This window comes from Micromonospora sp. ATLC16 (assembly GCF_057196645.1).
This window is the reverse complement of sequence record NZ_JBXUOW010000106.1, coordinates 1-11,623: the sequence shown is the minus strand read 5'-3', so window position 1 is coordinate 11,623 and position 11,623 is coordinate 1. Positions and strand designations below refer to the sequence as shown.

Genomic DNA, 11,623 nt, shown 5'->3' with positions numbered 1-11,623 from the left:
ACAAATTCTGAAAATATATAATAACCCGCCCCCCCCCGGGCGGGGGGCCCCCCCCCCCCCCGCGGCCCCCCCCCCCCCCGGCCCCCCAGCGGGCGGACCGGCACCGCCCCGCGCCACCTCGCCCGTCCGGCCGTCTTTCCCACCCGGACGGGCGGGGTCGCGCACCGTGCCCGGCCGGTACGGCTATCGGTTTCAGTAGCGCCACGGGTGGCCGGATTCGTGGTACTCCTCGATCGGCACCAGCGGCACTCCGGGTGCCATCCGGTCGACGTAGAGCCGGCCTTCCAGGTGGTCGATCTCGTGCGCGACGAGCCGGGCCATGCCGAACTCGAAGGACGTGATGAGTCGACCTCCGTCGAACTGCGCGTGTTCGACATCCAGGCGCAGCGGTCGCGGCACCAGCCCGCGATGGTCGAAGAAGGAGAGGCAGCCTTCGTACTGTTCGTCGGTGTGTGGTGCCGCGTCGACCACCCGGGGGTTGAGCAGCACTACCGGCTCGGCGGTGCGGTCCGGCGGGCGGACCACCGCGGCGGCTCGGTCGATGTCGAGCTGCGGGGCGGCAATTCCCACCCCCTTGGTGAAGGGGTGCAGTTCGTCCAGCCGGGCCAGCGCGGTGATCAGCCGGTCGACGATCTCCCGGGCGAGCGGTTCCTCGCGCGGCAGGTCGAACGGGCGGGCCGGCTGGCGCAGCAGATCAGCGCCGCGCTGCACGATGCCGAGCCCACGCATCCGGTCCGACGGTCGGACGCGCCCACCGTCCGCCTCGGGCTCCGGCTGGGCCCGGAATCGCCACTGCAGCCGGTACCGGGCGTTGAGCGGCGGCTCGTCGGTCGCCCAGTCGAAGATCGCCCGGTCGCCCTCGTCGCGGCGGGTCACCGCCGTCCGCAGCGGGCCCTCCTCCGCCGAGAGCGAGGTCTCCGCGCCCCAGACCTGCGGATCCAGGGCTACCGGCAGGTCCAGACGTACGGCGAGGTGCCGGGTCGGTACGCGGACAGCGCGCTGGAACCACGGCCCCCACTTGTCCCGCCCGACGGTGTATGCGTATTCGATGGTGGCGCGGCGGCCGGGATAGAGCGGGAAGCGGCGTTCGCCGTTCTCGAAGAGCAGCCAGATCTCCTTGAACGCGTCCCGGTCGTGCTTGGCACGCCAGTGCATGGTCTCCCGCTCGCCGAACTCGTCTCGGCACGCGACCAGTTGCAGTTCGGCGAAGCTGAGCGGGTGTTCCCGGTGGTGGCGGTTGGAGCGGCCCGGGTCGCTGGGGTAGCGGTCCACGGCCACGCGGATCAGGTATCGGGTGACCGGCTCCACACCGGCGTTGTACAGCTCGCGCCGGATGACGCAGCGGTAGGCGTCGTCGGTGTGGGTGAGGACGGCCGTCTCACGTTCGACGATCAGACCGGTGCCGGGAGGCATCCACTGGCCGGGCAGGCTGGCTTCCCGGTAGTTGCGGTCGCTGCGGGCGTGGCGAAGGTCGTCGTACTCTCGGAAGCGCTGCCAGATCGCGCCGCTGGCCTCCAGGACCGCCTCGGCGCGGCGGGCGAAGTCCTCCGTCGGTCGGTGCCGGCGTCCCTCGACGTGACTGACGTACGAGGGGTCGAAGCCCATCAGGGTAGCCAGTTGTTTCTTGGACAGCCCCCGCTCCGTCCGGTGCCGGGCGAGTTCGGCGGCGAAGGAGTCGGCAGCCCGATCGAGCGGTGAGGTCGTCATCAGCTTCCTCGTGGCCGGGAGTACCAAGTTTCACGTTGTGTTGCCGGCCGCACACACATCTGGCACCTAGTTGACAAGAGCCTTGACTGATGAGCGATTCCTACCGATACTGCCCCGAGTCTCCGCGCCAACACGCTCAGTAGTTTTTACCCCGCCCGGCCACCCAGGTCGCCCACCTCACCCCACCGTCGGGTTCCCCCGCGCCCGAGAGTGTGGTTAGGCTAGCCTTAGTACAACCATGGACGCTTCGGATCGAGTGGGTCAGGTGACGCGGGGGTGGATCAGATGACAGCGGTGCTGCCCCTCCGGGATCCGGCCACCACACCCCTGACTCCGGTCACCACGGCCCTGCGGGCCATGTTCGGCACCGACGACCTTCCCGGTCTGGCCCCGGGCCTGCTGGTCGCCGACGAGGCCGGTTGGGCCCCGGCGACCACCCTGACCGGTACGCGACTGCCGGAGTTGCTCGAATCGGCGGTCCGGCTCTGGAGCGGCACCCCACACGCCTCCGCCGCACTCGCCTGGAAGGCGTACAGCTACTGGGCGTCGCTCCCGGTGGTGCTCAGCTGGGCCACCGCTCGGCGAGTGCCGCTGCTCGACCACCACGAGGCGCTGATCCATTTCGCCGATCGGCGCACCCTGGTGACCGTGGGCCTACGCGAGTCGATCCCGATCGCGGTGCTGCCCAGCGATCCGCTGGCGCTCGCCGGGCTGCCCCAGGTCCGAGTGGTGGCCGATGAACGGGAGTTGCTCGCCGCACTGCGCGCCACGCTGCTGGACGGGCACCTGTCGCCGGTGGTCTCCGCCATCCAGGGCGAGGTCCGCATCGGCGCCCGTACCCTCCTCGGCTCGGTGGCGTCCGGCATCGCCCACGGGCTGCTGCGGGCCGCCGACAGCTTGCCCGGTTCCGCGGTCGAGGCGATCGAGACGCTGCTCGACGCGCTCGGCCTGGCCGACCTGGTGGAGCTGGTGCCCGGCCCGAACGGCGAGCCGACCGTGCAGCGCCGCACCTGCTGCCTGGCCTTCACCCTGCCCAAGCCGAAGGTCTGCCAGGGCTGCTGCATCGGCAGCTGAGTCGGCCCGTCGCTCATCCCGTCAGCGGGCGCACGTCCCAGATCCAGACGCCACCGGCGTACCCGGGCTCGACGCCGGTCAACTCGGTCATCCCCGTACGCAGGGCGTCGGCGTGCTCGTGCGGCCCGAGGATGACCACGCCGGCCCGCCAGTACCGCAGGTCCTCCACCGCATCCCGCCGGGTCCGCTCGCTGATCGGCGGCACCTCGCCGGTGCGTCGGATGGTGCCGAAGAAGCTGCTGGTGGGGCGCGGGGGCGCGGAGAACAGGGCGACCCGGTCCCGGCCCGGCCGGGTGTCCGGGCCAAGGAAGTAGCCACGAGCGATCGGCATCTCCTGCCGGGTACGGGCGGACCAGCGTAACGGCTCCGCGTACTCGGTGTCGGGCAGCGGCAGGGTCACCACGCTGCGTCCACCGGTCAGGTAGGGACGCCAGGCACCGGAGGTGACGAACTCGGGGACCGGTTCGAGCCGTTTCGTCGGCAGCGGGGTGGGCAGCACCGGCACCAACGCCATCGCCAGTCCGGTCGCAGCGGCGAAGCGGAGCTGCGACCGGCGGTCCGGATACCGGGCCGTCAACTCGCGGACCTTCGCCGCTCCGTACGCCAGAATCAGCCCGATGATCGGGGTGATGGCCAGCGCCCAGCGGGTCGGCACCACCGAGTGCAGCACCGGCAGGTCCTCCAGCAGCGCCCACGGCCCGGGTACTCCCGTTCCACGCCGGTCGAAGCGGATCTCCCGGCCGAGCGAGAGCACCGCGAAGAGCAGCCCGAGCGCGGCCAGACCGAGCACCACGGCGCTGCGCCGCAGCCACCACACCAGCGCCACCACGAGGATCACCAGCGGCCAGCCGAAGAAGGCGTTCTCCTCGGTCGGGTTCTTGGCCAGTCCGTCGGCGCTCCGGGCGTCACCGGCCAGCGACTCGCGGGAGTAGGCGAAGAACGAGGCCAGGTCCGTGGAGTAGCCCCGGATCAGCCAGGGCAGCCCGTGGTAGGCGCCGGGACCGAAGAACTGCACGTAAAGCGGGTAGGCCAGCAGCACGGCGGAGACCACGGCGGCCGTCGCGAGCCCGGCGGCGAACGGCCGGATCCGGGCCCGCAGTCCGGGCCGACCGATCACCATCGCGACGATCACCACGGCGAGGCCGATCGCGGTCATCAGCAGGATCTCCAGGTTCAGGAACGCCTGCCAGACGATCACCAGGGCCAGCAGCAGACCGTTGCGCAGCCAACGCCCGGGGCCGGCGAGCCGCAGGGTACGCCAGATGATCAGCGGCACCACGTACTGCGACACGATGTTCGGATGCGCGTTGGCGTGGGAGACCATGGCTGGCGCGTACGCACAGAACGTGGCGCCCAGCCAGGCCGGCCCGCGCGCACCGGGCAGCACCACGCGGGAGAGCAGGAAGTACCAGGCGGTGGCGGTGGCGATCATGCCGAGGGTGAGAAAGAGCAGGAACGCGGCCCGGGTGCCGAAGAGCAGGGTTATCGGCGTCATCGGCAGCGATACGGACAGAACTGACGTATTTGCCATCAGATTGACTGATTCCGGCACATTCATCCGATCCGACGAGAACGGATAGGCCAATTCAGTGACAATTCGGGCACCGTGCGCGAGCATCCATTCGAATTGCGCCATGTCGGTCGGATTGTCGCGAATACCGTCACCAGGGTTCAGCCACATCCGCCCAGTGACCCAGAAGCCGAGTGCGGTGGAGCTCGCCACCGCCACCGCGTCCCGCCACCGCCCCGAGCCGCCCTCGCCACCCACGCGTCCCGGCCGGACGGCAGCCCTTCCCGCCTCGGACTGCGCGTCAGGTCGGCCCGAATCGGGAGTAGTCATAACAATTCATAGCGTAGTCGGCCCACGCGGTCAGGGTGCAGGGTTCGGGACAGTGCCGTAGTATCGGTCAAGTTCTCTGGCTATCACCGATCGTGCCCCAACCCCGACCGTTAATTCGGCCATCACGGGCCCCGATATCCCCGCCGTCCGGGCGGATGGTTCACTCTGTCGGTCCCGGCACGGGTCGAGTCGCATCGTGAGGAATCGACGCATGGCAGAAATCACTGGGGATCAGCGCGTGCAGTCCGAGGTCCTGGAAGGCCTCGCCACGGCGGTCAATCACCGGCGCTGGTTCGTCGAGCTGGCCTTGCCCTACCTGGGTGACAACCCCATCGAGATCGGTAGCGGCCTCGGCGACTACGCCCTGGAGTGGAGCGAGAACTTCCCCCGGTTCACCGCCACCGAGGCCGACCCGGACCGCCTGGTGGCCCTCAAGGAGCGCCTGGCTGACCGACCCTCGATCGAGGTACGCCAGATGCTGCTTCCCCACGGAGAACGCGGTGACTACAGCGCCGCGGTGTCGTACAACGTCCTGGAGCACATCGAGGACCATGTCGGAGCGCTGCGCAGCATGGGCCAACTGGTCCGGCCCGGCGGAGCCGTCGTCATCATCGTGCCGGCGTTCCAGTTCGCGATGAGCCCGGCGGACATCGCCACCGGCCACGTCCGGCGGTACACGAAGAAGACCCTGGCCGACGCGATGACCGAGGCCGGCCTGCGGGTGGAGAAGATCCACTATGCGAACGCGCTCGGCCTGATCGGCTACTTCATGGCCACGAAGGTCTTCCGCCTGATGCCGAAGGAGGGCCCGATGGTGAAGGTCTACGACACCGTGGTCCTCCCCGCCACCAAGGCCGCCGAGCAACTGGTCCGCCCACCCTTCGGCCAGTCCGTCTTCGCCGTAGCCCGCACCCCCTCCTAAACCCACCCCCACCACCCCGCCCCCCATCCCGCCCCGCCCCCCCGCGCCCCCACGCCGCGTCCCGTTGATCATGAGGTTAGCGGCACTTTTCGAGATCGAACTCGCCGCTAACCTCATGATCAACACGGGCTGGGGGGGTAAGGGGGGAGTCAGCCGGTGATCTGGTAGGTGGGGCGGGTGGTGGCTCGGGCCAGGGTGTGGAAGGCCAGGTTGAAGCCGACGTAGGCGGGGCTGGACTCCGGGGTGACGTCGAGACTTTCGACGTCGAGGGCGTGCACCGCGAAGACGTACCGGTGCGGACGGTCACCGGGCGGCGGCGCGGCACCGCCGAAGCCGTGCTCTCCGTAGTCGTTGCGTACGGTGAACGCGCCCTTCAGGTCCTTCTCGGCCGCGCCGCGTGGCAACTCCGTCACGTCGACCGGCAGGTTGACCAGCACCCAGTGCCAGAAACCACTGCCGGTCGGCGCGTCCGGGTCGAAACAGGTCACCACGAAGCCCTTGGTCTCCGCCGGGAAGCCCGACCAGGCCAGATGCGGCGAGACGTTGTCGCCACCGGTGCTGCCGTGGGCGTGAGCCGCGTCCATCGGCTCACCGTTCCGCACATCGTCACTGGTCAGCGTGAAGGAGGCGACGGTCGGCAGCAGCTCGTACGGGTCCGGAGCGATGGGACGTTCCAGGGTCATCGACACAGGTCCTTCCGGTGGAAGTGGTGTTCTGCGTCCCTTTCATACCCTGTGACGCGCTGACATTCGACAGAACCGGCCCCAAGTCCGCCGTAACCGAGAGCGCCTCACGGAAGTTGTCACCCTGCAACAACTAGCGAAGGAGTCTCTTGGCCGGGGTCTGGCGTGACTTCATCACCGCCGTCATCGATGCCCTCCGTCGACGTGACGAGGCGGCGCTCAGCGACGAGCGCCGTCGGGCACTGGACCGGCTCGCCGACGAGAAGATCCGGGAGGAGCAGCGGAAACGCCCCCCGGAAAGTACCTGATGCGGGTGGCAGCCAGATCGATCGCGCCACCTCGTCGGTGACCTTCGGTGGATCGCTGGTGCGCAGTCCGACCGATAGCCCCTACGGGTGCCCGTCGCTGATCGCGATTACCTCGTCGAGGCGGTCCACGGCGGCCTTCAGGTCGTCGACCCCTGGATACGGTCGCGCTCGGCGCGCAGCATGGCTCGCTGCTTGGCGTCGGTGTGCCCGCAAGGTCTACGCGACAGCCCGTCGGCCGAAGACCGTGGATCTGCCCGGGGTCGAGGCGCTGCCGCTCGACATCGCCGACACCGACATGTCCGCGGACTGGCCCGTGGTCAAGATCGCACCGTCGGATCTGGCCGACGCGGCGCTCGACGGTGTCGAGGCCGGCTCCGCCGAGGTACTCGCGGACCAGTGGAGCCGGGAGGTCAAGTCCCGGCTACCGCTGAAGCCGGAGGAGCTCAACGCCGCGATGGATCGCGCCCTGGCGGCGCTGACGGCGGGCTGAGCCGCTCGCGACAAGCATCCGGACCGCCGCTGGGCTCCTGCTCGCTGGGCAGGGGCGGAGGGTGTGGGATTCGAACCCACGAAGACATCGCTGCCTTACCGGTTTTCAAGACCAGCGCCATCGGCCACTAGGCGAACCCTCCCGGACCACGCGGTGCGCGGCCGTGCCCAGTCTGCCACGCCGCGTGCGTCAGTGAACGGCCGAGCTACCGGTGCGCCGTGACCACCGGCGCTGGCTGGTGTCCCGGGTCGCCAACGTGGAGTCGGCCCGGCATGGGGTAAGACTGTGGCCATGCGAGCGATCACCATTGCGGAGCCTGGCGGACCTGACGTGCTGAGCTGGAGCGAGGTGCCGGACCCGCAGCCAGGTCCGGGTGAGGTGGTCGTGGACGTGCGGGCCACGGCGGTGAATCGGGCCGACCTGTTGCAGCGGCAGGGGCACTATCCGCCGCCGCCGGGCGCGCCCGCGTACCTCGGGTTGGAATGCTCGGGGGTGGTGAGCGCGACCGGTCCCGACGTGGCCGACGTGCGAGCGGGTGACCAGGTCTGCGCGCTGCTGGCCGGCGGCGGGTACGCCGAAAGGGTGACCGTGCCCGCCGGGCAGCTGCTGCCGGTGCCGGCCGGCGTCGACCTGGTCGACGCGGCCGGGTTGCCGGAGGTGGCCTGCACGGTGTGGTCGAACGTGGTGCAGGTGGCCCGCCTGGCGGCGGGAGAGACGCTGCTGGTGCACGGTGGGGGCAGCGGGATCGGCACGTTCGCGATCCAGTTCGGTGCCGCGCTCGGCGCGACAGTGGTGGCGACCGCCCGGGCCACCAAGCACGAGCAGCTGCGTGAGCTGGGCGCCGACCTGCTTGTCGACTACCGGGAGCAGGACTTCGTCGAGGAGGTCCGGCGGGCCACCGGCGGCCGGGGCGCGGATGTCGTCCTGGACATCATGGGCGCGTCGTACCTGGGCCGGAACGTGGCCGCCCTGGCCGCCGACGGGCGGCTGGTGGTGATCGGCATGCAGGGCGGTCGCAAGGGTGAGTTGGACCTGGGTGCGCTGTTGGCCAAGCGCGGCACGGTCGCGGCCACCGCGCTGCGTTCCCGGCCGCTGGAGCAGAAGGCGGCGATCGTACGGGGGGTACGCGAACAGGTCTGGCCGCTGGTCGAGGCGGGCCGGGTGCGGCCGGTGATCGACCGACGACTGCCGATCACCGACGCGGTGCGGGCGCACCGGCTCGTCGAGTCCAACGAGCACGTCGGCAAGGTCCTGCTCACCGTCGGCTGAGCCTGGTCACGCGCCGTCCACCGACACGGCAGCCGGCCGGGAAACTAGTACGAGGCGGGCTCCGGGGCCCCCACTACCCAGATTGTCCTCCGGGTTGTAGAGGGTGCAGCGGCGCAGCGACAGGCAGCCGCAACCGATGCAGGCGTCCAGGTCGTCGCGGAGCCGGCTCAGCAGCCGGATCTTCTCGTCCAGCCGGGTCCGCCAGGTCGTCGAGAGCTCGGCCCAGTCCTCGGCGGTGGGGGTACGGGCGGCGGGCAGCGAGTCGAGCGCGGCACGGATCTCCTCAAGTGAGATGCCGACCTGCTGGGCGATCCGGATGAACGCCACCCGACGCAGCTCGGTGCGGTGGTAGCGGCGCTGGTTGCCGCTGGTCCGTTCGGCCCGGATGAGCCCCAGCCGCTCGTAGTAGCGCAGGGCGGACTGCGCCACGCCGCTGCGGGCGGAGAGTTGACCGATGGTCAATGCTTCCTGCATCACGTCGCCTTGAGTTGAACCTCGCTTCAACTTGCAGGTTATCCATATGACCACACTCGCCACCACGGCCCGGGTCGCCGAGGCCGCCGCACCCCTCGACGGGCGCAATCCGGTCGCACCGCTGCTGAAGCGCGTTCGCGCCGGCCGGGAGTTCGGTGCGAATGTCCTGTCGACCTCTCCCGGCCGACTGGCTGGACGCAGCCGGACTACGCCGCTCGATCACCGAGTTTCTGTCGCCGGTGCTGGTCTGAGCGCGTGCCGGCGGACGGTCAGCGGGCCGAGGCGTCGGGGTTACGACGGGTGCGCTCGCGGCCGAGGATCCAGATCGCCTCGACGCCGTCCCGCCAGGTGATCTTCTTGCCTTCCTCGCGGCCCCGGGCCCGGTAGCTGATCGGCACCTCGTACGGCCGGATGCGGCGACGCAGCAGCTTGCCGGTCACCTCTGCCTCCATGCCGAACCCTCGGGATCGGACGTCCAACGAGCGGTAGAGCGCGACCGGCATCAGCTTGAAGCAGGTCTCCAGGTCTCCGATGTAGGAATTGAACAACACGTTCGCCGCCATGGTGACGCTCTTGTTGCCCATCACGTACCAGAAGCTGTACGCGCTGTGGCTGCCGAAGGTGCGGTTGCCGTAGACCACCGTCGCCCGCCCGTCCAGCACCGGGGCCAGCAGCTTGGGGATGTCCTGTGGGTCGTACTCCAGGTCGGCGTCGAGGATGACCATGTATTCGCCCTCGGCGTTGGCCACCGCCGTACGAATGGCCGCGCCCTTGCCCGCGTTGCGCTGGTGCGTGATGACCCGCAGCCGGGCGTCGTCTGCGCGTCCGAGGATCTCCCCGGTGCCGTCACGGCTGCCGTCGTCGACCACCACGAGCTCGATCTCGCATGGGTACTCGACCGCCAGCGCCTGCTTGAGGGCATCCGCTACGCGTTCTTCCTCGTTGTAGACCGGCATGAGGATCGACAGCTTCACGGGAATCTCCACGAGGGCGGGTAACGTGTCGGCCATAGCCTAGCCCGGCAGGTCAGCCGAGTGGCGACGACCAACGATGGCGATCCGCCCGCTCGACCAGCGCCGTACCGCACTGATCGCCATGGGCGACAGCCAGATCTCCGGCGAAGGGGTCGGCACCTACGTGCCCGGCACGCGTGCTCGGGTTACCGGCGGGACGACTTCATCGGCTCCCGGGTCTACTGACGCCGAGAGCAGACGGGTCCGCCGGGTCCGGCACCGGGTGATCTGGTTCGATCACCGCGCCAGGCCCGGCGGGTCCGCTGTCACTTCTGGTCGAACGGTACGACGATCAGACGGGCCTGCGCCTGCTCGCCGTTCACGGTGCCGGCCACGCCCAGCTTGGTGCCGACCTCGATGTCCGTGGAGGCGATCGACTTACGCCGTTCGATCACCCGCAGGTCGTCGGTGAAGGTCCAGGTCCGGGTGAAGCCGTCGGTCGACTTGACCGTGATCTTGTTGTCGGCCAGGGCGGTCACCTCGCCGCGCTGCGCCGAGACCGTCTTCGTGCCGCCGTCCCTGGTCTGCACCACGACGTCGCCGTGCAGCGTGTTCTTGCGCAGCAGCACCCGGGCCGCCCGACGCTTGCGCCACTCCTCGACCCGCTCCTTGCGCTTGCCGGCCGCGCCCGAGGTCGGCTCCACCTGCGCGGCCGTGCTCGCGTCGGCGTCCAGTTCCTCGGGATCGAGGCCGAGCGCGGCCAGCGCCTGCCCCTCCACGCCCATCGCGGCGACCACCTCTACGGCGCTCTCCTGCATAGTGCCCCGCTCGGCCCGGCCCACTCCGCAGCCGGCGGCGGCCAACGCGACCGTCACCAGCAGCGCGCCGGTGGCGGTGAAGGATCCCCTGCGTGCCATTCCTCGTCCTCTCGTCGGTGCTGGTCTGCCGGATCTCGTCGCCAAGGCCGGCGGAGATCCGTGCTGTCAGCGTGGACCGGCCGGATGAGCCGACCGTCAGGCCGACGTTCGGGTCAGGTAAGGAATCCCGGCAGCCGGATGGTGAACGCGGCACCACCCTCGGGAGCGTGCCCGGCGCTTATCTCACCGCCGAGCCGGCGGACCAGGCCGGCGGCGAGCGCGAGCCCGAGCCCGCTGCCGACCTTGCGGAGCCCTCGGTAGCGTTGGTGCAGCGCCCCGCGCTCGAAGGCCACCGTCAGGTCGTCGTCGGTCAGCCCGGGGCCGCCGTCGCGGACCTCGATCACCCCACCGGCGCCCGGGTCGGCGCCGGCTGGCCGGACCGCCAGCACCACCGGCGCACCGGGGGGCGCCATCCGCAGCGCGTTCTCCAGGAGGCCGTCGATCACCTGTCGGATCCGCCCCGGGTCGGTGTACGCCGGCACCGGGTGCCCCGGCAGTTCCGTCCGGAACGTCACCCCGACCGAGGAGCACCGGTCAGCCCAGGTCCGACCGGCGTCAACGGCCAGACCGGCGAGCTCCACCGGCACCGGTTCGAGGGGAAAGTCGACCGCCTCCAGGCGGGCCAGGGCGAGCAGGTCGGTGACCAACCGGTCGAGGTGCTCGGCCTCGGCGAGCATGGTCCGGCCGGTCTCGGCCGCCGCCGACGGTTCGACCACCCCGTCGGCCAGCGCCTCGGCGTAGCCACGGATCGCGGTCAGCGGGGTGCGCAGTTCGTGCGAGACGGAGAGCAGGAACTCCCGCTGTCGTCCCTCGCTCGTGGCCAGCGCGGCGGCCAGCCCGTTCAGCGCGTACGCCAGGTCGGCCACCTCGGCCGGCGACTCGACCGGCACCCGGACGGTACGGTCGCCGGCCCGCAGCCGGGCCGCGACGAGAGCCGCCCGACGGATCGGTGGGGCCAGCCGCGGGGCGAGCAGCGAGCCCGCGAC

Annotated in this window: 11 protein-coding genes, 1 tRNA gene and 2 pseudogenes; 6 read left to right on the top strand and 8 right to left on the bottom strand. The window is 70.4% G+C overall.

Going from position 1 to position 11,623, the window contains the following annotated elements; translation table 11 throughout:
* Positions 1–192: 192 nt before the first annotated feature.
* Positions 193–1,707: a peptide deformylase gene (locus AC2CHE_RS25500; protein ID WP_484507380.1), complete on the bottom strand. Its 1,515-nt coding sequence runs from the start codon at positions 1,705–1,707 to the stop codon at positions 193–195.
* Between the two features lie 285 nt (positions 1,708–1,992).
* On the opposite strand from AC2CHE_RS25500, the gene AC2CHE_RS25495 reads away from it, so the two are divergent.
* Positions 1,993–2,781, top strand: a complete 789-nt coding sequence (locus AC2CHE_RS25495; protein ID WP_484507379.1) for a hypothetical protein — start codon at positions 1,993–1,995, stop codon at positions 2,779–2,781.
* Between the two features lie 13 nt (positions 2,782–2,794).
* Here AC2CHE_RS25495 and AC2CHE_RS25490 read toward each other — a convergent pair whose 3' ends face one another.
* Positions 2,795–4,621, bottom strand: coding sequence for a hypothetical protein (locus AC2CHE_RS25490; protein WP_484507378.1), 1,827 nt, complete (start codon positions 4,619–4,621; stop codon positions 2,795–2,797).
* 211 nt (positions 4,622–4,832) lie between these two features.
* Between AC2CHE_RS25490 and AC2CHE_RS25485 the strand changes: the two genes are divergently transcribed.
* On the top strand, positions 4,833–5,543 hold the full coding sequence (locus AC2CHE_RS25485; protein ID WP_484507377.1) for a class I SAM-dependent methyltransferase: 711 nt from the start codon (positions 4,833–4,835) through the stop codon (positions 5,541–5,543).
* A gap of 149 nt (positions 5,544–5,692) precedes the next feature.
* Here the strand turns inward: AC2CHE_RS25485 and AC2CHE_RS25480 are convergent, their stop codons facing one another.
* Positions 5,693–6,226 carry a YbhB/YbcL family Raf kinase inhibitor-like protein gene (locus AC2CHE_RS25480; RefSeq protein WP_484507376.1) on the bottom strand — a complete coding sequence of 178 codons (534 nt, stop codon included), beginning with the start codon at positions 6,224–6,226 and terminating at the stop codon, positions 5,693–5,695.
* A 149-nt stretch (positions 6,227–6,375) separates the two neighbouring features.
* On the opposite strand from AC2CHE_RS25480, the gene AC2CHE_RS25475 reads away from it, so the two are divergent.
* Positions 6,376–6,534 (top strand): hypothetical protein, encoded by a 159-nt coding sequence (locus AC2CHE_RS25475; RefSeq protein ID WP_484507375.1) that lies wholly within the window; start codon positions 6,376–6,378, stop codon positions 6,532–6,534.
* A 244-nt stretch (positions 6,535–6,778) separates the two neighbouring features.
* Complete coding sequence (locus tag AC2CHE_RS25470; RefSeq protein WP_484507374.1) at positions 6,779–7,024, top strand: hypothetical protein; 246 nt, start codon at positions 6,779–6,781, stop codon at positions 7,022–7,024.
* A 55-nt stretch (positions 7,025–7,079) separates the two neighbouring features.
* Here AC2CHE_RS25470 and AC2CHE_RS25465 read toward each other — a convergent pair.
* Positions 7,080–7,166, bottom strand: a tRNA-Ser gene (locus AC2CHE_RS25465).
* Between the two features lie 149 nt (positions 7,167–7,315).
* Here AC2CHE_RS25465 and AC2CHE_RS25460 point away from each other — a divergent pair.
* Complete coding sequence (locus AC2CHE_RS25460; protein ID WP_484507373.1) at positions 7,316–8,293, top strand: NAD(P)H-quinone oxidoreductase; 978 nt, start codon at positions 7,316–7,318, stop codon at positions 8,291–8,293.
* 6 nt (positions 8,294–8,299) lie between these two features.
* Here AC2CHE_RS25460 and soxR read toward each other — a convergent pair whose 3' ends face one another.
* Positions 8,300–8,767: a redox-sensitive transcriptional activator SoxR gene (gene soxR, locus AC2CHE_RS25455; protein ID WP_484507372.1), complete on the bottom strand. Its 468-nt coding sequence runs from the start codon at positions 8,765–8,767 to the stop codon at positions 8,300–8,302.
* A gap of 46 nt (positions 8,768–8,813) precedes the next feature.
* Between soxR and AC2CHE_RS25450 the strand changes: the two are divergent.
* Positions 8,814–8,942: pseudogene (locus AC2CHE_RS25450) on the top strand (transketolase); the annotation flags it as partial.
* A gap of 94 nt (positions 8,943–9,036) precedes the next feature.
* On the opposite strand, the gene AC2CHE_RS25445 reads toward AC2CHE_RS25450, so the two are convergent.
* From AC2CHE_RS25445 to AC2CHE_RS25435, 3 genes and pseudogenes are all read right to left on the bottom strand, one after another.
* On the bottom strand, positions 9,037–9,741 hold the full coding sequence (locus AC2CHE_RS25445) for a glycosyltransferase family 2 protein (RefSeq protein WP_484507371.1): 705 nt from the start codon (positions 9,739–9,741) through the stop codon (positions 9,037–9,039).
* Positions 9,742–10,046: 305 nt separating this feature from the next.
* Positions 10,047–10,637, bottom strand: coding sequence for a hypothetical protein (locus tag AC2CHE_RS25440; protein ID WP_484507369.1), 591 nt, complete (start codon positions 10,635–10,637; stop codon positions 10,047–10,049).
* Between the two features lie 96 nt (positions 10,638–10,733).
* A pseudogene (locus AC2CHE_RS25435) lies at positions 10,734–11,623 on the bottom strand (sensor histidine kinase); the annotation flags it as partial.

What these genes read in the sequence shown, in the direction of transcription:
- AC2CHE_RS25500 (WP_484507380.1), bottom strand. Translation starts at nt 1,707, where the DNA reads ATGACGACCTCACCGCTCGATCGGGCTGCCGACTCCTTCGCCGCCGAA.
- AC2CHE_RS25485 (WP_484507377.1), top strand. Translation starts at nt 4,833, where the DNA reads ATGGCAGAAATCACTGGGGATCAGCGCGTGCAGTCCGAGGTCCTGGAA.
- AC2CHE_RS25490 (WP_484507378.1), bottom strand. Translation starts at nt 4,621, where the DNA reads ATGACTACTCCCGATTCGGGCCGACCTGACGCGCAGTCCGAGGCGGGA.
- soxR (WP_484507372.1), bottom strand. Translation starts at nt 8,767, where the DNA reads ATGCAGGAAGCATTGACCATCGGTCAACTCTCCGCCCGCAGCGGCGTG.
- AC2CHE_RS25495 (WP_484507379.1), top strand. Translation starts at nt 1,993, where the DNA reads ATGACAGCGGTGCTGCCCCTCCGGGATCCGGCCACCACACCCCTGACT.
- AC2CHE_RS25480 (WP_484507376.1), bottom strand. Translation starts at nt 6,226, where the DNA reads ATGACCCTGGAACGTCCCATCGCTCCGGACCCGTACGAGCTGCTGCCG.
- AC2CHE_RS25460 (WP_484507373.1), top strand. Translation starts at nt 7,316, where the DNA reads ATGCGAGCGATCACCATTGCGGAGCCTGGCGGACCTGACGTGCTGAGC.
- AC2CHE_RS25440 (WP_484507369.1), bottom strand. Translation starts at nt 10,637, where the DNA reads ATGGCACGCAGGGGATCCTTCACCGCCACCGGCGCGCTGCTGGTGACG.